General features: G+C 62.6%; 13 protein-coding genes. 2 read left to right on the top strand and 11 right to left on the bottom strand.

Annotation, left to right across the window (positions count from 1 at the left end; genetic code table 11):
* Positions 1–10: 10 nt before the first annotated feature.
* The 4 genes from RY1_RS15485 to RY1_RS31020 form a co-directional block, all read right to left on the bottom strand.
* Positions 11–1,546 (bottom strand): PfaD family polyunsaturated fatty acid/polyketide biosynthesis protein, encoded by a 1,536-nt coding sequence (locus tag RY1_RS15485; protein ID WP_218019805.1) that lies wholly within the window; start codon positions 1,544–1,546, stop codon positions 11–13.
* A gap of 68 nt (positions 1,547–1,614) precedes the next feature.
* Positions 1,615–6,192: a hypothetical protein gene (locus RY1_RS15480; protein ID WP_072804556.1), complete on the bottom strand. Its 4,578-nt coding sequence runs from the start codon at positions 6,190–6,192 to the stop codon at positions 1,615–1,617.
* Complete coding sequence (locus tag RY1_RS15475) at positions 6,189–12,326, bottom strand: type I polyketide synthase (RefSeq protein WP_072804554.1); 6,138 nt, start codon at positions 12,324–12,326, stop codon at positions 6,189–6,191. The genes RY1_RS15480 and RY1_RS15475 overlap by 4 nt, the downstream gene beginning before the upstream one ends.
* Positions 12,323–12,652, bottom strand: coding sequence for an MMPL family transporter (locus RY1_RS31020; RefSeq protein WP_371829478.1), 330 nt, complete (start codon positions 12,650–12,652; stop codon positions 12,323–12,325). The genes RY1_RS15475 and RY1_RS31020 overlap by 4 nt, the downstream gene beginning before the upstream one ends.
* A 414-nt stretch (positions 12,653–13,066) precedes the next feature.
* On the opposite strand from RY1_RS31020, the gene RY1_RS15465 reads away from it, so the two are divergent.
* Positions 13,067–14,347 (top strand): sensor histidine kinase, encoded by a 1,281-nt coding sequence (locus RY1_RS15465; RefSeq protein WP_139279865.1) that lies wholly within the window; start codon positions 13,067–13,069, stop codon positions 14,345–14,347.
* Positions 14,344–15,030: a response regulator transcription factor gene (locus RY1_RS15460; RefSeq protein ID WP_371829477.1), complete on the top strand. Its 687-nt coding sequence runs from the start codon at positions 14,344–14,346 to the stop codon at positions 15,028–15,030. The genes RY1_RS15465 and RY1_RS15460 overlap by 4 nt, the downstream gene beginning before the upstream one ends.
* 156 nt (positions 15,031–15,186) lie before the next feature.
* On the opposite strand, the gene RY1_RS15455 is transcribed toward RY1_RS15460, so the two are convergent.
* From RY1_RS15455 to RY1_RS15425, 7 genes are read right to left on the bottom strand one after another with little or no spacing between them, the layout of a single operon-like run.
* Positions 15,187–16,434 (bottom strand): MCE family protein, encoded by a 1,248-nt coding sequence (locus tag RY1_RS15455; RefSeq protein ID WP_072804550.1) that lies wholly within the window; start codon positions 16,432–16,434, stop codon positions 15,187–15,189.
* On the bottom strand, positions 16,431–17,714 hold the full coding sequence (locus tag RY1_RS15450; protein WP_072804611.1) for an MCE family protein: 1,284 nt from the start codon (positions 17,712–17,714) through the stop codon (positions 16,431–16,433). The genes RY1_RS15455 and RY1_RS15450 overlap by 4 nt, the downstream gene beginning before the upstream one ends.
* A gap of 8 nt (positions 17,715–17,722) precedes the next feature.
* Entirely contained in the window at positions 17,723–19,003 is a 1,281-nt protein-coding gene (locus RY1_RS15445; protein ID WP_072804548.1) for an MCE family protein, read from the bottom strand.
* Positions 19,003–19,995 carry an MCE family protein gene (locus RY1_RS15440; protein WP_072804546.1) on the bottom strand — a complete coding sequence of 331 codons (993 nt, stop codon included), beginning with the start codon at positions 19,993–19,995 and terminating at the stop codon, positions 19,003–19,005. The genes RY1_RS15445 and RY1_RS15440 overlap by 1 nt, the downstream gene beginning before the upstream one ends.
* Positions 19,992–21,059 (bottom strand): MCE family protein, encoded by a 1,068-nt coding sequence (locus tag RY1_RS15435; protein ID WP_072804544.1) that lies wholly within the window; start codon positions 21,057–21,059, stop codon positions 19,992–19,994. The genes RY1_RS15440 and RY1_RS15435 overlap by 4 nt, the downstream gene beginning before the upstream one ends.
* Positions 21,056–22,411 carry an MCE family protein gene (locus RY1_RS15430; RefSeq protein WP_072804542.1) on the bottom strand — a complete coding sequence of 452 codons (1,356 nt, stop codon included), beginning with the start codon at positions 22,409–22,411 and terminating at the stop codon, positions 21,056–21,058. The genes RY1_RS15435 and RY1_RS15430 overlap by 4 nt, the downstream gene beginning before the upstream one ends.
* Positions 22,408–23,268, bottom strand: a complete 861-nt coding sequence (locus RY1_RS15425) for an MlaE family ABC transporter permease (protein WP_072804541.1) — start codon at positions 23,266–23,268, stop codon at positions 22,408–22,410. Before RY1_RS15425 ends, RY1_RS15430 begins: the two co-directional genes overlap by 4 nt.

Genomic DNA, 23,268 nt, shown 5'->3' with positions numbered 1-23,268 from the left:
AGAGTTCTCTTCATCGGGTATTGCTCGACATCCATTGCGCGCAATGAAGTCTGGGCCGAAAGCTCGCCACCGTGGGGGGCAAGCGCACGCCCGTGGTGCGCAGCTGATGCACCCGTGTTTCGTAGGCAGCGCCGACCATGAGATTGGCGGCCACGTCGACAACTGATCGTGTCGATACGTCTGAGAGAGGACCACCGGCCACCCAATCATTGAATGCGCCGAGGGCTGGACCCGCCCACAGCTGGAAGTCGAATACCCGCTCGGAATCTCCGTCGCGTGCCCAACGGGAAGACAGTCCCAGGTACGAGCGGAAGAGCAATGCCATTTTCCGGCGCGGCTCGACCTCGCGCGCGACCTCATGGGGTCGCGCGACAGCCAGGTACTCCAACGTATCCGCCCAGGCGGTGTCGATCCCCCGTCGGAGGATCTTCTCCTCGAGCCATACGAGATCCGAGGGAGGCAGAGCGTCGAGCGACTGATGCTGCTCGTACAAGCGACCCAGGCGTTGTGCGCGGGCGGCGAACATCGTCGGCTTCTTCAGGACCTGCACCTGTGCACCTATCTCGAACATGTCGGCCGCAGGGGCTTTCGCGAAGTCCGCCACGCCTGCCGCAGCCAGCATGGCTTTGGCCCGATCGGACACGTCGGCCTCACGGCACACTTGGTTGACCGATCCGGTCACTACGTAATCCGCACCGAGCGCAAACGCCGCCGCAACCGCTGTCGGCGTACCCAAACCACCTGCGGCACCGAGGTGTATCGACCCGGCAGGGCGAAACTCACGGCGAAGTGCCTCACGTTCGGCGAGGAAACGCGGCAGCAGCACCGCGAGCGGCCTCGAATCGGTGTGTCCACCGGAATCCGCCTCGACCGTGATCTCGTCCGCGACCGAGACCTCGCGTGCCCAGTTCGCTTGTTCGACAGTCACCAGGCCCGAGTCCAACAGACTTCCGAGGATGGCATCCGGCACCGGCCGACCGAAAACTTGCATCAGCTCGACCCTGGAGACCTTCGCCATGACGCGGTTCCCGGCGACTACCCGGCCGTCGCGCATCCGCAGGCCGGCGACGCGGTAGCGCGCAAGCGCGGGAGTGATTCCCATGAAGGCGGAGGCCTCGATCCACCGGACTCGTCGGCGTAACAGCAGATCGACTACCTCCGACTCCAGACGTGGATCCTGCGGGGAGTGAAGGAGATTCACCAGGTAGCCGGCGACCGACTGCTCGCGATCGAGCTCATCCAACAGGGTTCCGATCGTCGCGGCCGAGAGCCCGCCCGCTCCCAGGGACGCCAACAGGCCATGGCGCCGCATCTCTCGGACCACGGAGACCGACGAGATCCCACCCGCCATCGCACCTGACATGTACGCAGCCCTCAGAGAACCTTCTGTCACCAAACCTCGGGCGCCGAGCGCGTCTGGCGGGCAGTCCGGAACAGCGGCGATCACCTGCCATCCAGGGTGTGCCGACTCAACGGACAAACCAGTCCTACCTCGGCTTTCCAGCACGAAGCACGCCTTGTCGAGTTGCTCGAGCACATTGCGCATTCCATGAGTGTCGGTCTGTACACCTGTACCGGTGACTGCGATACCCGTTGGAGTTCGGACTCGTTGGGTCATCCCTCACATCCCTCTCGGACTACTTCCACCGCGAGGTTCGTGAAGTGATAGATACGGACGCCAGGCTTGAAGACACTGGCGTCGGCCGTCACCACGAGACCACGCTCGGTTCGGCGGATGTCGGTCACGTCCAGCTCGAAACCCATCTCCGCGTCGTTCCGCAGGATCTGCCCCCGATAGGTCCAACCGAACGGGACTCCCGCTGCGATACCGAACCGCACCGGCCCCGACGACTCCGCGAGACCAGCCGCGATCACGTAGCTCTGCAAACCCTGCGTGACCGCCTCGACACCGAGGGTTCCTGGCATGACGGGGTCCTTGTGGAAATGGCAGTCGAAGTACCAGTCGTCCGGTTCGACTGCACGCGCGCCGCGTAGGTATCCCTTGCCGTGACGCCCCCCGCCGATGACGATCTGCGCCGTGTCGACGAGGCGAAAATGTCCTGACCCAATGCGCAGACCGTTGTGCGCCGACGGATCGAACCAGCTGGCGTCATGGGAGAAATCGACGTCGACGACCGAATCCCGAAACTCGCTCGCGGCGTCGGTCTCGATCCAGTACGGTTCAGACCTTCCACCGTCCAGGCCCATGTCCGATGCCAGTGCATCAGCAGTGAAGTACCCGAACAGTGACTCCCCTGCGTAGAACGGGACTCCGTCCGCGGTCATTTCGTATTCGTAGCGCTGCAGGATCTGGCCGGCTACGACTGTCGTCGAGAGCAACGTGGATTCCTGACGCAGAACCATGCCGCGCACGTCGAGATCTGCGAGGATAGTGGCGGTTCCGTCGAGATTGCGCACCGAAAGTCGCTGGTCGGGTGGCACATGGAGGGTAACGCCCAGACAGGCGCCGGTCAGAGCCGCGGACTGCAACGAGGACTCCATGATCACCGAGGCAGGCATCCCGTCGAACGAATTGTCCTCGTAGTACCACGATTGTGTGGCTGCGTCGTACTCCGAAACCATTCTCCCGGTGCGCAATCGCTCTCGGTCGCCGGCAATCGACAGCACCCTGTCCACGAGACGGAACTCACCGTTGGGAATGTAGAGTTCGGTCTTGCCCTTGTATTGCGCGACCTCGACACCGAGGGCGATATCGACTTGACCATCCTCCAAGTGGGCCATATGAAACTCGTTGAGGAAGACCAGTTCTCCGCTGCGTCCCCACCGGTTCACCGGAACAGGTGACCCATCTTCGGTAATCTCAGGCCGGAAGAGCGTTCCGGCTCGCTCGCGGATCTCGACCGCAAGATCTTCGACGGTCGCCACCAACTCGTCTCGGGCGAGCACATGGACGTTCGCGACGACGGTAGGTCGCGGAGTCATCGCGATGTCGGTGACCTCGACCTCGTACCTGAGCTCGTAATCCTCTGGGGTTAGGCGACGCGCCGCGGCGAACACGGTAGCGACATCGGGTGCCGGACGAAATTCGGCGTCGGGGAACACCAGGTGCAGACCGAGGTAGATCGCGTATGCGCGGAGAACCTGAGCAGACGCCTCCGTCAGTTCCGCAGCGTCGCTGTCCGTCGTATTCGAGGACCCCCGCCGTTGTTGTGGTTGCTCCCGCAAATGCTCGGCGACAATGCTGCCGAGTCGGAACTCGCCTCCGGAGGGGTCGAGCACCGGTACGCGGGAAATCAGCGGCCGTCCGGCCGCGATCCGGATCTCCGGGTTTGCATCCGGGTTCTGCTGTGCCCACCGCTCTCCGAATACCGCGACAAGGTCGCCCGCAGCGAGTCCGACGACGGCTTGCGGTGAGAGAGCCCGCAGGTCGGTGAATTCGAGGGGTTTGAAGCCTCTGCGGCGCTCCACGCGAAGCGAGCGGGTGCGTGGGGGAATCGGCCTGAGCGTGATCGGTTGCACATCATCGACGGTGGCGACCGCGTTCGCCGTCGTGTCCGGAGTCGTCGACTCGGCGTGGCGACCCGCCATAGGCGCGCAACCTTCCAGCCGGGCGAGGGCGGCCCCCTGCAGCGCGGATTGAGCTTCGAGTGCGGCGATGTGAGCGCGAGCCACATCCTGTGCGATGACCGCGATCCGATCACTCAGAAGCCAGCCGGCATCCGAGTGCGTGAAGCCTCTGCGCGAAGGTTCGGGAGGCGCCGATTCCGGCGATGCGGGTACGAACGCTCGAGCTGCGGCGACTACGGTCGTCGACCGGCGGTCGACGGTGATCGCCTCATCGTAGATCGGGTCCACCCCTGCCACGTCACGGACCGCACCCTGTAGCTCCCGGATAAGGTCGTTGTCGACCAACGCCGGTGGAAACAAGCGGCCCAGCGGCACATCGAGGCCCCCTGCGATCAATGTGGCCAACGCTCGCGCGATCGACCGACTCTGCGACGATCCCCTGCGGTCCAGTGACACCGCAACGTGCGGCAACCCATCGAGGTTGGTGTCGATCCATCGAGTGCAATCGCTGCCGGGTCCGATCTCGATAAAGTACCGGTAGCCCTGCGTGTGTGCCCGTCTGCACAACGCCGGGAAGTCGACCTCGGTCCTGCACAGCGCGCTGATCACTTCAGCAACAGCGGAAGTCGAGGTGAGATCGGGCGTTTCCTCGGTGACCGCGAACAGGTACTCCAGCGACTCGTCACGACGGCCGAGCCGATGATCGGTCAGGTCCGCGACGCTGTCATTCGCGGCCTCTACGAGGGGTACGTGGAGCACGGGGCCACCACCCGGTAAAGCAAACGACCCGCAGCCGAGACCTTCGACCACACTCGCGCACTGGAGCGGATCGCCTGCGATCAGGACCTCACCGTCGGTGTTCACGTGAGTGATGAAAACGCGATCGTAATGCGCTGCGATCACTCGTACATCGCCGATCGGCGCGGCAACCGCAAGGGTCGTCCACACCTCGTCGTCGGGTGTGTCGTCGGGAAGGCCCCACGCCTGCCGCACAACTGTTCGCGGCCCATAGAGCTCGCTTCGGAAGATCGCCGACCTCTGCACACCAAGACCGGTCCCATCGCGGAGCGACCAGAGGTCGGTTGAAAACAGCATGCACATCTCACCGAGGCTGTACCCGAGGACTCCGTCGGCGTGCACCTCGAGAAAGTCCCTCATCAGCGTCGTACCCAACATGGCGTAATGCACTGCGCTCGAAGACATGAAGCCGATGTCGGAGCGAATCTCGCGATCGTGGTCGGCGACCTCCGCCGACGTCGGTATCCGATGCCCTCGCAGGTACTGCCGCTCCATCCCGAAGGTCTCGGCAGGTCTCTCGGAGAAAACCTCGACACCGGTCAGCAGGGCTGGAAACAATTCGAAGAGACCGCTCTCGGCACCCGGATAGCTCGCGTACGTGCCTGGGTACACGAATGCAACCCGGCCGCCGGCGGCAGCCAATGCAGGGTCGCAGCAGCTTCCCGACGGGGTTGCCCACGGACGTCGTGCGGCCACGGCCTCCGGCAAGTCACGTTCCGCAGCGCGAAGTTCCTGAATCATCGTCGAGGCGTCTGAGGCCACCATGACCGCCCGCAGGGATTCATCTGCGCACGCGTTCGCGGCAGTGACCGACGCCATCGACGCGCTTACCCGATACAGGTCGGCGCCGCGTTCGAGGACGCTGCGAACCCGCCCGGCAGCAGCAGCGAGGTCAGGCCCGTCGGTTCCGGTCAACACGATGATCGCCGGTGCCGACCGGCCGACCCAGTCGATCGGCGTATGGTCGGCGACCGTACCCACACCCGACACCACAATTGCCTCGACGTCCGATCCGAAGGTGCCGAGCAGGGCGGCATGACGACGCCCTCCGCGACTCCTACGCAGCCACGGTTGATCTGCGGCGGTAATGCACAACGGGGAGCCGGCAATTCCGACCGATTCGGCGATCTGTCCGATCGAGTCCGGGGTGGCGGGTATGCGTGCCGAGTACATGTCGAAGGCGAGTTCGCCGAGAGCCTCCAAACCAACTCCGGCGGCAAGACCGAGCACGCACGACGCCGCGGGGGCCCCAGTCCCGGCGTGGGCGTCGACAGCAGCCAGCACCAGCCCAGGAACATCCTCGTCACCTGCGATCCGCAGGTGTTCCAGCGCACCGGAATCGAGGATCTCGGCGCACTGCATCGACGTGCGTAGCGTCGTTCCGCCTGCGGTCGGCAGATCCTCCGCCACGGGCAGCGAGGCGTAACCGTCGATCCTCACGGGCGGATCGATCCGTAGGCGTCGTTCGTTCGCGAACAACAGAACTACCACGCTGCCAGCACTTTTCGCGCTCAGAGAGCGAACGATCACCAGGTCGGCCGTGTCCTCGGAGAACAGTTGCGCGACCCGATCGAGGACGATACCTGTCCCGCCTGCACCGTTCACGAACTCGACCGACGCCGTGTGCACATCGAGAGTCTCGAGTGAACCAACGAGGTCGTCCGAGAGTTCGCTGCGGAACGTGTCCTCGTCCGATCCGACGTCGATCACGACGATGCGCAATGCACCGTTCGACATCAGACGCTTCGCTGCATCCAATCCGTCGATCCATCCCGAGCCGATCGCGGTGTGCAGCAACGCCAACGGCCGAAAGGTCGACGCTTGGTCGCCGATGACCGGATCCTGAACCTCTACGTTGTCGGTCACTGTGCACCTCCTGCGGCGAAGAGTCCGTTGAGCGCCTCGGACATCACTGCTTCGAACCCGTCGATGACCTGCAACACAACACCGAACAGGTCATAGCTGGTAAGAGTGCCGACGACGACATTCTCGGAGGTTTGTGTGAATCCGCTGGCCACGACGTAGTACGGCTCGTCATGGGGAAGTCTCCGATAGCTGTCGACGCGCGCTACCGCGGCGGGCATCGGCGATTTGCCGTACTTGTTACGAATCCACGGCGCGACAACCTGACCCACCACGTCTCCGAGGACAGGGTCGTAGCCGCCCACTTCGTATGCCCCGTCAGCCACCTTCGCAGGGTCCAGTCGGCATTCGGCAATGAGCTCGGAGTCGGTGTGCGAGATGATCCTTCGCACACCCCGCAGGAGCGGACCATGGAACAAGTGCCCAACGTCGTAGGCAGTGGTGGGGTCTCCACTGCCCTGAACCGGTACCGGACGAAGAGGGGGAGGAAGTGGCGCTCGATCCTCCTCGGGCCGGACGGTGAGCCGGTAGCGTGGCCGACCGCCAGCGTCTGCCGCCGTGATGGTCAGTCCACCATCGTCCCCGTAGCGCGCTGTCGTGATCAGTCGGTCCGGCTCGGAACCGTCGCACACGATTCCCTTGAGGACGCGAAAGTCCGTCCACACCAGTGGGGTTACGCCGGTGACACCTCGTGCGATGTTCAACAGTGCGCCCATCGCCCACGCCGCTGGTAGGACGGGCTTGCCCGCAAGCGCGTGGTCAGCGATCACAGCGCTTGCGTAAACAGGTGCCATCGACCGCACAACCTGCACTCCACCGGCGCGAACCGGTATGCTCGACCGGTCGACAAGTGGCTCCCGAGAACCCACAAGTTCGACGGAGATTCCGGGCGCGCGCGTGAAGATGTCGACGAATGCGGCTGTGCCCTTCACCATGTCGACCATCGCTACCCCGTGGTCCCGGAAAATCGTGGCCAGCTCCGGCCGTACCATCCCACCGTTCCATGGTCCCCAGTTCACCGCAGTAACCTGAGCCTGCGGATTGCGCCCCGCGATCCACCCGGCCACGCGATTGATCGACTCGTTGCCGGTGGCATAGTCCGCCTGTCCTGGGTTGCCGTAGAAGCCGGCCACAGATGCGAACAGTCCTACATGCCGGAGCCGCGAAATCTCGAGCACGCCGAGTACGTTGAGCAAGCCAGAGATCTTGACGTCCAGCACATGCCGAACGTCGTCTGCCTTCTTCTCGGACAGCCAACTGTCTCGGATGGCGCCCGCACCGTGGACCAACGCAGTAATACGCTCGGCGAACGGACCGATCGTGCGGGCTACGGCAGCGGCGTCGGTGAGATCGACATGAAGGTAGGTGGCCCGCCGACCAGCTGCCTCGAGCGCCGTCAACGTCTCGTGTACCTCTCGAACTGCCATGATGTGTGCGGCTTCCGTCGCGATGTCGACCAGCGAGAGTAACCGGCCGACCGACCTTGAATGTTCGGCCAGAGCCCGCCGCAGATCGGTGTCCGGTACCCCGACGGTCCACTCCGGCTCTGCTTCGATCGCTGTGCTGCCTGCCAACAAGTAACAGGCCTCACATCGGTCTGCCAATTCAAGGACGCATGCGGCGGTGATGCCGCGGCCCCCACCGGTGACGAGTACGAGATCATCGGCGCCGAGGCGGATCTCGCCGGACGACGGCAGCTCACCCAGCTCCGTCGACGCCATCGCCACTCGGGTGACCCGTTGCCCATCGGCACGCACCCCGACCTCGGAATACGAAGTGTCGCAGTCGTACAACTCCTTGACCAGTGCGGCGCAGGCAGCGTCGGAATCGAGATCGATGTCGATGTCCACCAACCGCGTGTACACCGCGTCCCCCTCATGACCTGCGGTCTTGATGAGCCCGGCCACTCCGGAGGCGACTGCGTTCGGGAGTGACGGCGCATCGACGCCGGTGGTGCCCTCACCCCTTGTCACCGCAAGCAGCGCCGTCCGAGCGCCATCAGAACCCATGGCCAGACGTCCGAGGACGGAGCCTGTGAACGACACAGCTTCGGCCAATTCGTCGACGACGTGATCCGGAGCTCTTCGGTCATCGGCCGACATCACCCAGAGAGCGAGGTCAATGCGCGATGCGTCTGGCGCCTGGTCCTCCTCGTGCACCGCCCACCCGCGACGACGCAGAACGTCGGCGAACCCGTCGGGAAGATCGCGCACTGCGCCACCGAACACCGCAATCGGCTCCGAGCGAAAGGGATCGACCAGTACGTCGACGGCGGGCAGCACGATGGTGTCGATGTCGCGACGGACAATCGTGCTCCCGCCGTCAACTTTTGGGTCCAGGATCACCTCGTCGTCCGCCACAACGGGCGAGCCCGTTGCACCGACGCCTGAGAGCTTGGCCAGGTAGTCGACGATATCTTGCAGCGTCGACAACGAGAACACTTCCTCGGGCGGCGGCGGCGGGATGTCAGGGAAGCTGTCCTGGAGCGAACTAAGTATCTCGACCCGTTTAATGGAGTCGATTCCGAGGTCGGCCTCCATCGCCATCTGCAGATCGAGCATGTCCGCTGGGTAGCCAGTCTTGTCCGCAATGGTCCCGAGCATCAATTCCGTGATCTCGGCGACATCACTCGGCAGCGTGACCGCACGGGCCGTTTCGGTCGAGAGAAGATCTTCGCGCTTTGCGATACCAGGAGTCTCGTCGCCCACCGAACCAGACGGCCCAGCACCGTTCACGTGCGTCCCGTCCACAGCCGCGCCATCGGCCCCCGCCCCGGTGACGCCGAACCCGTTCTGGACGAACCGATTTCCAGCGCTTTCGTTCAGACCCAAGTGGTCGTTTCCCTTCCAGTACGGTGCTGGGCTCAGAGCAGCCGCTCCCGATCCTGTTGACCCGTCGATCACCGATCCCGCGAACGAGCCATTCCGCCGACCCGCATCCGAGCCGGATTCGAGCTCGGCGAAACTGCGAAGGACCCCACTGGCGTGAATGTGACCTTCACTGATCGCAGCCGATTGCCGCACCACTGCGTCGATCCCGTCGATCACGTCACGTCGGACAGTCTGCGCAGCCTCTGTACTGAGCAAACCGCTCACCCGATCCGCAATGGACAGCTGGCTCGCCAAGTACGCGCGATGCATGCTCAGATGTTCGTTTGCGATGTCCCAGATCGAATTCCGATTCCCCGAAATCGCTGCGTCGCCGTTCGACATGGCCTGAGGCCCTCGGTCGCCCGCGGCCTCGGGCGAGGTTACGTGCTCAGAAGCGTCTGGATGGTCGTTCACGGTGGTCAACCTTTCGATCGTGTATCCGCTATCGAGTGAATCGAGGAATGTCTGTCGGCGCTCCTCGGTCACGTACTCGCTGCCGTGAAGCAGGATGGTTCCCTTTCCTGCCTCTTCTGCCTGTGGCCGAGCGGCCCGAACACCGCGGTTAAGTCCGGTTAGCGGCAGGCCGAGCACCACCAGTCGCGCGATCGCGTCGACAGCGTGGAACTCGCCGTCGACCGAGGGGCCTCCATCTACGGCGACGACGCTGATGTCGCCACGACCGTCCAAGGTTCGGCGGACCAGGTCGCTGAGCGTGGACTTCGGTCCGAACTCCACGAACACCCGAAATCCCTGCTCGTACATCTCGACCAATCGATCGGCGAACGCGACGGGACTGACCATCTGGTTCGCGAGCACGTCTCGGTTGGCCGCAACGTCGGTGCCGTACGAAACGGACGCAGTGTCGGCGAACACCGGGACGGCAGGCGGGCCGATGTGCACGTCTTCGAGCACCTCGCGGAAGTCCGACACAGCGTGCTCGATGAGCGGTGTATGGAAGGCCGCTGCCACTGTAAGCGTCCGCGCCGCAATGTTCACGCTCCGACATAACGCGACGAACTCGGTGATCGCCTTGGTGTGTCCGCCGACCACCACCTGATTCGGTGCATTGACATTGCAGAGCCACAACTCGTCGCGATCGGCGATCAGCCCTTCGACTTCCGCCGCCGTCGCGGCAACCGCGGCCATCGAGCCCGGATCTGCGCTGCGGTCCGGCCGCTTCGCCATCGCTGCTCCGCGGGCAACCGTCAGCTTCCGGAATGTGTCGTCATCGAAACTGCCCGCTGCCCAGAGTGCGACTACCTCGCCGTAGCTGTGACCGAGCGCGCCGTCTGGCGAAAAGCCCAGCGACCTCAGATGGTCGAACTGCCCCTGCGCCAATGCTCCGATTGCGGGTTGCGCAAGGTCGGTGGCGCGCAACGCATCCTCGTGCGCTGCGCCAGCGGCCGGAGTAAAGGCCGAGGGAGGAAAGACTGTCGGTCCGAATACACCGGACACAAACTCTCGCGCCATCGCGTCGAACGCATCGAGGACGCAGGGAAACGCCATCGCTGCGCCCGCACCCATGTTGACGTATTGACTCCCCTGACCGGCGAAGAGCGCTGCCACTTTGCCGTCGGCGATGCCACTATCTCGGTAATGCACCCCGGCCGGCGGCTGTCCACCGGATCTGATGTGGTCGAGGGCCGCGGCCCGGCGAGCGTGTACATCGACGGTTCGATCGACGACGATCGCGAGGCGGGCATGCTCGCGTGGAATCATCGAATCATCGGCTCTTCGCAACGGCTCGCGGTCGATCGCCGCAATCAGCTCTTCGGACGTTGGCGCATGCCACAGGTAGGTCACGACAGTGCGCCACGCGGGGCTCTCTTCATCCGAGTGGCGCGGCGGTTCCTCGAGAACACAATGAAAGTTCGTACCGCCGAAACCGAACGAGGAGACTCCCGCCCGGCGAGCGACCGTGCGCGGGTCGCTCACCCACGGGCGCGCCGTCACATTGGGATAGAGCGGGGATTCGTCGAAACCCATAGAGCCTTTCGGCATCGTCACATTATGGGTGGGTGGAAGTACCCGCTGATGCAACGCCAACGCGACTTTGATGATGCCTGCGATTCCAGCCGCGCTCTTGGTATGGCCGATCTGCGACTTCACGCTCCCGATCGCGATCGTCTGGTCTGCAAGTTCGTCGAACTCGAACACTTCTTTGAGCGCCGCGATCTCGACCTGGTCGCCGATCATCGTGCCTGTGCCGTGGCACTCGAGCAAGCGAACCGTCTCAGGGGCCACCTCCGCCGCCGCATAGGCGCGACGCAGAGCACTCACCTGTCCTTCGACCCGTGGCGCGTAGATACTCTTGAAGCGCCCGTCGCTCGAGGACCCAATCCCCTTGATCGTGGCGTAGATTCGATCACCGTCGCGTTCCGCGTCGACAAGCCGCTTCAACCCGACCATTCCGATTCCCTGACCGATCAAGGTCCCGTCTGCGTTCTCGTCGAACGGGCGGACTTCCCCCGCCATCGACAGGGCAGGTGTCTTCGAGAAACACACGTACATCGTCGGGCTGTTCTCGAGATCACATCCACCGGCGATCATGAAATCGGCTCGACCGAGGGATAATTCGGCAATGGCTACGTTGACAGCAGCCAGCGAGCTGGCGCACGCCGCATCCGTGGTGCAGTTCATGGCACCCAGGTCGAATCGATTGGCGATCCGACCGGCGACGACATTGCCGAGGATGCCGGGAAAGGAGTTCTCCTGCCAGGGCGCGTAGGCAAGTTTGTACTTCTCGACAATGGCCTCGGATTCGTCTTTGCTCAGTCCGCTGCTGCGCAGCACCTCGGTGAGCAACGGTGCCTGCATCCGCGACATCATGTCTCGCACCAGCGCGTTGGCGCCGGTAGTGCCGAGAACGACGCCAGCCTTCGAACGATCGAACTCGGGATTGTCGAAGCACCCCGAATCGGTCAGGGTCTGTTTCGCGATTACCAGACTCAGCAGCTGAAGCACGCTTGTTGCCTCGACGGTTTTCGGCGGAATCCCGTATTCCATCGGGTCGAACTGAACTGGCGGAATGAATCCGCCCCGCTTCGAGTACGTCTTGTCCTCGGCGCGAGGATCCGGGTCGAAGTAATCGTCGACTCGCCATTCGTGTTCCGGCACATCGGTGATGCAGTCGATGTTTCGAAGGACGTTGTCCCAGTATTGGTCGAGATCGTTCGCACCGGGAAAGAGCGCGCCGATTCCGACTATCGCGACAGGGACGTCACCGCCCCCATACGTCTGAGCACCGATATCTACAATTGGGTTCATCGGGGCGTCCTCACGGTCGTCTGAAGTACCAAAATTGATTGAATGGAACAGCTTTCGGAACAGCTCCGGCAGTGCCACCCGTTCACGGCCCGGGTGAGGCAGTGACTGTGAATGGCGGAGAGGTATGACACGAGCACGGAGATGAGAATGTATGCGGGCGCGACCACGCTTCGGAGCATCACAGCGAAAATCAGGAAGGTGAGTGCGCTTGCGACAAGAACGATCAGCATCAGATCGCCTGTTGCATAGTCACCCAGTTCGAAGAAGAGGATCGACGGAACAATCGCGGCCGATCGTTCCGATGCAACGATTTCCAGTTGAGGCACAAGTAGATTCAAGCCACCTGCGCTGCTCACACATAGGACTACGATGGCGAAACGCCAGCGTATGACCGTTTCTCCAAGCGTGTCGATGACGTTCCTTCAGGTCCTGGGGCCAGATGGTGCCACGGCGTGTCGCGCGAGGGGCAGCCTGTCAGGCCGTTCCACTGCTCGTCGCAAACAGACCACTCACCCCGTTGTGAACACGCTAACCGAATGCCGACCGACACCACGACCTCCCGAGGACGGACTTACCTCTACGCCCAGGGGCGGAGGACTACGCAACCCACGACACAGTCGACCCACGCAGGCACTCCGAACAAGCCTTAGTATCACGGTTGAGCGTGTCGACCACGGAAAACTCTCGACAGCAACTACTTCCGGACTCCCATCACTCTGCCGTCTCTTAGACTGCGACGTGTGCACTCGGTCACACAACTTCTGGGTCGTCGTATCGCAGCCACCGGATACGACTATCCCCCGGTGTATCTCGCCGTGCCTCACTGCGCGCTTGTTTTCTGTGCGGTCATGTCGACGGTCCAGCGGATGCCGGAAGGTCTTACGTGGCAGGCCTGCCTGGGTGCCACCCTCATAGCTTGGGCGGTCGTCAGCAATCTTGTTTTCGGATCGACGTCCAGACTCGGCCTTGCGACTCTGACGATCGCCGGCACTGCCCTGATCCTGACAACGCCTGTGCCCGCGGACGTGGCACCCATGGCGGTGGCTGTTGCCACCACAATGGTGGCGTCGACCTCCAACGTCCGTGTCAGCGCAAGTATGGGGCTCGCCGCAACCCTGACTGTCGTTGTCGCCTCCCTGACTGGCGATCTCGACTTCGGGTTCGCTTATCTGATCGGAATCGGCTTCGGCTGGATGCTCGGCTACATGTTCTTGATTCAGCTTCGCCTGCTGCACCGCGAGCGAGAGGCCGTGGTGAGCCGCACAGCACAGGCCGCGGTCGACGAACGGCAACGGATTGCACGTGAGGTCCACGACGTAATCGCCCATTCTCTGACCATCACGCTGTTGAATTTGACTGGGGCGCGACGGGCACTACAAGAGGATGGAGACATCGACGACGCCATCGAGGCTCTTGCGGACGCCGAGAGGCTCGGCCGACAGGCCATGGCCGACATCCGTCACACGGTGAAAGTCCTCGGTTCAGGCCCAGGCGATCTCGGCGCCGAACAGGGCTCGGGTCCACACGCCATGGGGGTACCTCACGATGTTCGCATCCTGAGTCCCGAGCCCGGAGTCGGGGATATCACCTCCCTCGTCGCGGACTTCCAACGAGCAAACCTGGAGGTCTTGCTTCAGGTTCGGGGCGATCCTGCAGTTGTTTCCGGTGCGACTGGGCTGGCGATGTACCGCATCGCCCAGGAATCGCTGGCGAACTTCGCAAAGCACGCGCCGACGTCGCGCGCGACGGTTTCCATCGAGATCGGCGCCCGCATCAGCATCGCGATCTGCAACGCAATACCGTCGACGAATGCGCCGACCGATTACAGCGCCAACGGTTCTGGGCTTCGGGGGATGATCCGTCGCGCCGAGCTGCTCGGAGGCACATTGTCGGCGAGCGCCCACGAAGGTACGTGGTCGGTCACCGCCTGCTTTCCGATTACCGATAGCGAGCCCTGCATTGGTCTCGATTCTGCAGGCGGTCAGCCGAACTCATATGCAAAGCAGGTACACAGCCGATGACAACGATGACCGACGACAGTCACGAAATATCCATCCTGTTAGTTGACGATCAGGAGTTGGTTCGGAAGGGACTCCGCAGGATTCTGCGCCGCAGAGACGGATTTCTCATCGTCGGCGAGTGCGCTGATGGAGGCGAGGTGCTGGACGCGGTCAGTCGATGTCGCCCTGACGTCGTTGTGATGGATCTCCGCATGAAATTCGTCGACGGCATCGAGGCGATCCAACGTCTGCAATCGCTCACGAACCCGCCGCAAGTTCTCGTCCTGACTACCTTCGACGACGACGAACTGCTGGCGGGGGCACTCCGGTCAGGTGCAGCGGGCTTCATCCTCAAGGACTCGTCGGCGGAATCCCTCATCCGTGCTGTCAGGTCCGTGGTGCAGGAGGGGGCCTGCCTGGACCCCGCTGTTACCGCGCGGGTGCTGGACGCCTACCGGAACGCGGCGATGGCGATCCCGCCGGATCGGAGGGTCAGGGCAACGCTCACCTCACGCGAGTACGACGTCCTCACCGAAATAGGTCGGGGACGCTCGAACTCCGAGATCGCCGAACACCTCGGTATCTCGACCGTGACGGTGAAGAGTCACATCCGCCGCATCTTCGACAAACTCGACTTGCGAGACCGCGCAGCTGCCATAGTCTTTGCCTTCAACCACGGCATATCAACCCCCGAAAAGGAGTAGCCACCGCACACTGGCCGCTGAAAATAGGTCATGATTTTGACGACATGACCTGTATGTAGTCAGTCCTCCCGTAATTCACCACTATGGGAACCATGACATTTCGCCATACCCGCCCTCGAACAGCTGGCATTCGAGGGCGCGAGCACTCACCGTCGGCTACTTCGGGGTGACACCGAGCAGCGGTGCGAGCTGTGTCGCAATGGGATTGAGATTCAGCTTGTCCGGATCTACTTTGGGCTTCGAATCCCAGGGCTGCGGGGTAGCCGGATCGGCGAAGACGATCCGGTTGGCACTCCGCACACCGGTGACACTTCCCTGGGGTGTTGTGCAGTTCGCCTGCAAGTTCAGAGGGTAGTTCTCCTCGGTGAGATCGAAATTGGGGTTCTTGGCCTTCTCTTCGTCGAGAATCGCCTGCGAACCTTCGTAACCCATGGTGCACGGAGGTGGATTGTTGGTTTCCAGCAGCAATCCCTGGTGAATGGTCCCGTCACCCGGTGTCAGCGTTTGCGCGCCGACAGCCAACGCAGGCAAGAAGATCAACAAAGGCTGCAGGGCAAGGGTCCGCGGAGCAGCCAACTCGGCTACTTGGTTGAGATTGTCGAGATCTGTGGTGAGCGATTGACCTCCCTCCGCAATGAGCGCACCCACCTGGTCACTGGCGGCGGTGCCTGTGTTGATCAGACGTCGAATATCAGGATCGTTGCTGCGGAGTTGAGCCGTCACGTTGTTCAGGTCGTTGCTGAACTGCCTGATCGCCGATGACTGCTCCGACTGTGTGTCCAGTACCGTGCGACTGTCGCGGATCAACGACAGTGTCTGCGGCAGCGCCTCGTCACCGGTCTCGGTGAGCGTGCTCAACGAGTCCACCAGGACCTGAAGGTCGTCGCCCTTGCCGTCGAAGGCCGCTCCGAGTTCTGTGACGACGGTGGTCAGATTCTCGAGTGGAACCGATTTGACCAACTGATCGGTGCTGGCGAGCACATTCTCGACCGGAACCGGCGTCGCGGTGTTCTGTTCGGTGATCACCGACCCGCTCTCGAGATACGGGCCCTCGTCGCTCGTGGGCTGCAGATCGACGTACTGCTCACCGATTGCCGATCTGTTCGCCACCACTGCTTTTGCCGATGACGGAATGCTCGGGCCACCGTTGTCGAGCAGCAATTCCACGTTGATGCCGTCCGATGTCAGCGACAGCTCGCCGACGGTTCCGACGGGCACACCCCGGTACGTCACTTCGGCATTGGTGAATATGCCTCCGGAATCAGCGAACTGGACATTGACGTCGTACTGCCCGAAACCGAGCAGATTGTCGATTCGAACGTACTTCCCTCCGACATAGACGATGCCGATGAGTGCGACGGCGATGAACGCGATCAACTGAATCCTGACCAGCCGCGACCTCACAGTCCACCTCCGAATTGTTCGATGAGATCGTTCAGCGGGCCGAACGGAGTCGGCTGCCCGACCTCGGCGTCGACCGGTTCGGTACCCGGTGCGACGGGCACGCCAGGCGGCGGCGTCGGAGCAGGAACGATCGGCGGCAGCGGCAGCAACGAGATCGTCGGCCAGCCCGGACGCGGACCGTTGCCGTTGTAGTACGGGTTGGACGGATCGACCAGTGGCAACTGGTCACCGTACTTCGGCGGAATGTAGACCGGATCTCCCTCGCCGACACCGAAGTTGCGTAGCGTCGTACCGATGGACAGATCCAGCGACAGATACAAGTTGGCCGAATTGCCTTGTGTGACCTCCTCGATGCCATCCGGGAAGGGCAGCGTCGGAATCAACGGCAGCGTCGAAACAAAGTCGTCGGCCGACGCAGCGAGCGCCTGCAATGTTGGGCGCAGCGCACGCAGATCGGCGATGAGGTTGTCCTTCGACTGATCGATGACGTCGGTTCCCACCGTGCCGAGTCGGTCCAGCTGACCCAACATCTGCGTCAACTGTGGACGCTGTTGCTCGAGCACGTCCGTCGCGATCGGCAGATCCTGCAGAACTCGATCGATCTTCTCCGTTTGCCCACTGACCTCGGTGGTCAACACGTCGAGTCCGTCGAGTGCTCGGGTGATGTCGTCACGTTGCTGCTCGAGTCCACCGATCAGAGTGTTCGCCTGCTCCAGCAAGCTACGCGTGGTTCCCTCGCGACCGGTGAACGCGGCATTGAGTTCCTTGACGATCGGCGCCAGCTGCCCGACGCCACCGCCGTTGAGCAGCAGGGACAATGCTCCCAGCACCTGCTCGATATTGGTCGTGACACGTGTCCGATCGAGCGGAATGGTGTCGCCGTCCTGCAACTTCTGCGTGTCCGGGTCCTCCTTGGGCACCGTCAACTGAATGAACTTCTCACCGAGGATCGAGGTCTGCTCGACGGCAGCGAGCGCGTTCGATGGCAGGTCGACCGAATCGTTGACCACAACCGACACGTCGGCGGTCCATTCTCCGTCCGGCACCGAGATCGAATCCACGCGACCGACTTCCACGCCGTCGACCTTGACGGTGGACTGTGGAACCAGGTCCAGCACATCCTGGAACTGAATCGTCAGATGCATCGGATTGCTGCCCGTGTCGGCGCCGCCGGGTAGGGGGATCCCGTAGATGCCCTGTGAACATGCAGTGGCCGACAGTCCGACGACCGTGGCACCGACTATCGCGACCAACGGCCGCCTACGCGGTGACGAACCCATGAACGCGCTCACTGTCCTCCTCCCAGCGACTGCTGCAGCCCTGGCAACGTGTTGTTGTCGGCGAGTCGCGGCGACACCGTACCCGGCACCGTCCCTGGTACGGCGATGTTCTGTTCGGTCGTACCGCTCAGGACGCCGAACGGCAACACCATTCCCGAGTCGCGCACCGGCCCCTGGATGAGTGTCGTGAACTCACCGCAGCGGTCGATGATCGGCTGGATCTGCGCACCGAGTTGCTCGAAACGCGGGTCTCCCGGCACCAGTTTGCCGAGGTCGATCAGACGGCACAGCGTTCCCAGCGGATCCTGTGTCTCGTTCTGCAGGTTGGCACGCGTTGCCAGAGTGCCTGATTCGGCGTCGTAAGAGTTCACGACGTTGCTGATGGCGAGCGGCAAAATGGTCAGCGTCTCGACCAGGGACTCCTTGCGGTCGGCCAGCGTCTGCGTCGGCTGAACCAGACCATCCGCGGCCTGAACCAACTGATCGCGATTGTCCGCGACGAATCCTGCGACGTCGCCGAGCGAGATCGAGAGCTGGTTCAACGCGGCACCCAGATCGTCGCGCTCACCGTTGAGAAAGCCTGTCAGATCCGACAACTGGTTGTTGAACTCGCGAACCTGCTGGTCGTTGGCCGCCAGTGCCGATACGAACGTCTGCAGGTTCTTCACCGTGTCGAACAGATCACCGCGCGAATCACTGAGGGTGCGCGATGCCTGCGACAGCTCGGTGATGGTGTTGCCGAGAGCTTCACCGTTGCCGTCGAGATTGGCAGCACCGGTGTCGACCAGGTCGGTCAGCGCGCCGTTCTTGTTGGCACCGTTGGGACCGAGCGCGGTGGACAGCTCGTCGATGCTGGCGTAAATCTGGTCGACCTCCACCGGAGTCGCGGTTCGATCCCGCGGAATCACCGCATCGTTCGACAGTGCGTCGCCGCCGCTGTACGCAGGCGCGAGCTGGATATACCTGTCGGACACCAACGACGGTGTTATCTGCGCGGCCTTGACCTCGGCTGGGATGTCGACACCACGCTTGACGCGCATCTTCACCTCGACCTGATCGCCCTGGGGCACCACGGAGGTCACCTCGCCGACTTCCACACCGAGCACCCGCACGTCGGAGCCGGAGTAGATGCCGACCGACTTGTCGAAGTACGCGGTGATGTTGGTCGTACCAGCGCGAGTGAACAACCACCACAGCCCGACCGAGACGACGAGCGCCGCGATGACCACTCCAGCGATGACCGCGATGGTTCCGCCGTTCTTCTTCACGTTCTCCTGAGCATCGGTCATCAGTTGCCCCCGAGATCGCGTGCGGGCTCACGGTAGCCGGGAATGAGCGGCAGACCGGGCGGTGTCAGATTGGCAAGGGTGATGTCGAGCCAGCGGCCGTTTCCGACGACGTTCGCGTACAGCCGCACGAAAGGCGCGTACAGCTCCAGACCGCGGGAGAGCGCCTCGTTGTTCTTGTTCAGGATGTCGATGACCCCGTTCAGCTGCTGGAGCATCGGATTGATCTGCTGCTCGTTGTCACGAACCAATCCGGTCAGCTGCTGTGACAGTCGTTGCACACCCGTCAGCAGCTGCGAGATCGACTGCTGCCGATTGTTCAGTTCGGCCAACAGTGGACCGGCGTCGGTGATGAGCCGGTTGAACTCGGTGTTGCGATCGGCGAGCACCTCGGACGTCTTTCCCGTCGCCTCGAAGAGCTTCTTCAACTCCGCATCTCGACTGGCGATCGTCTCCGACAGGCGGCTGACACCATCGAGCGAGGCGCGAATATCGTCCGGTGTTTCGGAGAACGCCTGTGACAGCGTCTCGAAACTCGATGCCAACTGGTTGGTGTCGATGTCGGAGATGGTGGTGGCGGCATCGGAGAACGCGTCGATGACGTCGTACGGAGACGTCGTACGTTCCAGCGGGATCGGATCCTTGGGCTTGAGAACCTCGTCGCCCCGCGGATCGATTGCCAGGTACTTCTGGCCCAGCAGCGTCTTGATCTGAATGGACGCCGAGGAGTTGTTGCCGACCCAGGCATCCTGCACCCGGAAGGCGACGTCGACCTTGTCGCCGTCGAGTTCGACCGAGCTCACCTGACCGACCTTGACACCTGCGATGCGAACTTCGTTGCCCGGCTTGAGGCCTGCCGCCTCGGTGAACTGAGCGGTGTAGGTGGAACCGGCGCCCAGGATCGGCAGCTTGTCGAGAAAGAACACCGAAATGGTCGCAAGGAGCACGATCGCGATACCGAGTGCACCGAGAACTACGGGACTGCGCTGCTTCATTCCGTGATCCCCCCAGCCTTGCACCGCGAAGCCGCATTCGTGTACAGCGGTTGATTCACAGTCGGCAGTCCCGTCGGCAAATTCAGATTGGGCGAGGTACCCGGCCCGGCCTGGATGTCGATTCCGCACAGGTAGAACGTGAACCACGATCCCTGCTGCGCAGTACGAATGAGCTTGTCGAGCTTCTTCGGCAATGTCTGGATGACCTTTGTCAAGTCCGCCTCACGGTTGTTCAGCGTGGTAGCCAGAGTGTTCAACGACGTGATCGATCCCTGGATGGACGGCCTCGTCGGCTCGAGCAGATCGGCCGTCGCGTCGGTGAGCCCGGCGAGCGAGGTCACCGCGGACCCGACGACGTCACGGTCGGCTGACAACCCGGACACGAGCTGCTGCGTGTTGACGATCAGCGAATCGAGTTCCTTGTCGTGCTCGTTCACCGTCTGCAGCACCGTGTTCAGATTGGTGATAACGGCGCCGATGACCTGATCCTTGTCCGCGACCGTGTTGGTCAGGCTCGCAGTGCTACGCACGAGATCCGAGATCGTCCCCGACTCGCCCTGGAACACCTGAATGATCTGGTAGGACAACTTGTTGACGTCGTCGGCGCTCAATGTCGTGAACAACGGGCGGAATCCGTCGAACAGCGTCGTGAGGTTCACCGCGGGCTTGGTTTGCGACAGTGGAATCGTCTCGCCTGGATTGAGCTTCCCGCCTTGTTCGCCCGAGCCCTGCTCCAACGCGATGTACCGCTGCCCGACGAGGTTGCGGTACCGCAGATTCGCAGTCACCGTCGACGGCAACCACTCTCGACCGGTGACCGAGAACTCGACTTTCGCCTCGCGCTCGTTGACGATCTCGATGTTCTTGACGTCACCGACGCGCACACCGGCGATGCGCACTTCGTCGCCCTTGTTGAGCGAGGCGACATCACTGAAGATCGCGCTGTACTTCTCACCACCGCCGCCGCTGATGTTTGCGATCGAGAACGCGAGCGTCGCCGTCGCGAGAATCGTCACCACTGCGAACACGATCAGTTTGACGAGTGGAGCCAGAAGTCCCCTCATTTGATGGTCACCTCCGCTCCCCTCAATGCCGGTGCTCCGAGGGTCGTGGTCCACGACGGAATCTCCTCGGGCGCCACTCCCCCTGCCTCGCCGTAGATCACGGCGAGGGTGTCACGCTCGAAATCGGATCCCTCGTAGCTCGCGGGCGTCGCGGTGTCATTGCTCGCTTCGGGAACCCCGGACAGCTGCGGCGCTGCAAGGTCCGGAATATCCTGGGGTCCCGGGTTTCTCGACGGCACCTGATACGAACCGTCGTTCGCCGATCCTCCCGGATACTGCGGGAAGTACTCTCCCGCAGCGGTGTCGGCCGGCGTGTAGCAACGCGGGCCGCGGTTGTCGAACAAGCGCGGCTCGTCCTGGTTCGGCAGGTATCGGCCCTTCGGATTGACGAATGAGGCGGAGACGTTGATACCTCGGTATTCGTCACCGACACCGACGACCTTCTGCGCCCGCTCGACGACCGGAACGAACTCCGAGAACGTACACCCGAACGACGGCGAATACTTCGCCAACAACTCCAACGCCTCACGCGAATCCGCTGCGATGTTGATCAGATTGCTCGAATTCGCCTGCAGGAAATCCGCCGTCGACGAACTCGTCGACGTCAACGACGAGATCAACGTATCCACCGCAGGACGCTGCTCGACCAACGTGTTTCCGGTGACGGACAGATTGTCGAGCGCATCGATCAACTGAGGCGCCGCATCGGAGTACGTCTGCGAGAAGTCTGCAAGACCGCGCAGGTCCTCCTGGATGTTCGGCAGCTCGGTGTTCAGACCCTTGAAGATGTGCTCGAGCCGGTCGATCGTCAACCCCAACTCCGCACCACGACCACTCAATCCCTGCGCGAGTGCCCCGAGCGTGTTCGCCAGATCCTGCGGCGGTATCGCTTCGAGCAACGGCAGCAGATTGTCGAGCAACTGACCGACCTCGATCGCGCTTCCGCTGGTGTCCTGTTTCAGGACCGTCCCGTTCGTGATCGGCGAGGCGGTATCACCCTCCGGCACGATCAACGACACATAGCGCTCACCGAACAGCGTCTTGGGCAGCAACCGTGCCGTTGCGTTGGACGGAATCAACTCCGCCTTGTCCGGATCGATCGCCAGGTGTGCGGTGACGACACCGTCCACCGTCGACGCCGAGCGCACTTCGCCGACGATCAGACCGCGAACTTTCACGTCCGCGTTGGACGGCAAGGCATTGCCCACCGAGTCGGTGATCAGGTCGATGCTCACGACCTTCTTGAAAGTCTTGTTGTACGAGGTGATCGACCATCCGAGAAAGAGGATGAGCACCAGAAAAAACGCAAGACCGAGCAGGAGTCGCCTCGTTCGCGACGGCGAGTCGATCATCCGGCAACCCTCACTGTGGTGGTGGTTCCCCAGATCGCAAGACTGAGGAAGAAGTCCAGAACAGCAACCGTCACGATGGCAGTTCGCACGGCACGGCCCACTGCGACACCCACGCCTGCCGGTCCGCCCGACGCATGGAACCCGTAGTAGCAATGGATCATGATCAGAACGAAGGCGAAAATCAACACCTTCAGAAACGAATAGAGAACATCTTCCGGGGGCAGGAACAGATTGAAGTAGTGATCGTAGGAGCCACCCGACTGACCGTTGAACAGCGTACTGATCGTGCGTGAGGCGATGTACGACGCCAGCAGACCGACGATGTAGAGCGGAATCACGGCCACGAAACCGGCGATCATGCGAGTGGTGACCAGGAACGGCACACTCGGCACCGCCATGACCTCCAGCGCGTCGATCTCCTCGGAGATACGCATCGCACCCAACTGCGCGGTGAAGCCTGCGCCGACGGTCGCCGACAACGCGAGACCTGCGACGACGGGCGCGATTTCGCGGGTGTTGACGTACGCCGACAGGAAGCCCGTCAGCACCGAGCTGCCGAGCTGCTCCAGGGCCGCATAACCCTGCAATCCGACGACGACGCCGGTGGCACCGGACAGCATCACGATGACGCCGATGGTTCCGCCGATGACGGCCAGTGCGCCACTACCGAAGGTCACCTCGGCCAAGAGCCGAAGAACCTCCTTCTTGTAGTGGATGAGCGTGCGGGGAATCCACCCGATGGCGCGGACGTAGAACGACATCTGCTCGCCCGCGCTGTCGAGCACCTTCAACGGTGCGTTCGCAACGCGCTTGGCGCGCATCAGAGTACGGTCGCCCCGACCTTTGGCGATGGTCAT

Origin of the sequence: Rhodococcus yunnanensis NBRC 103083 (assembly GCF_001895005.1) — a bacterium.
GTDB lineage: Bacteria > Actinomycetota > Actinomycetes > Mycobacteriales > Mycobacteriaceae > Rhodococcoides > Rhodococcoides yunnanense.
This window is presented reverse-complemented; position numbering and strand designations above follow the sequence as displayed.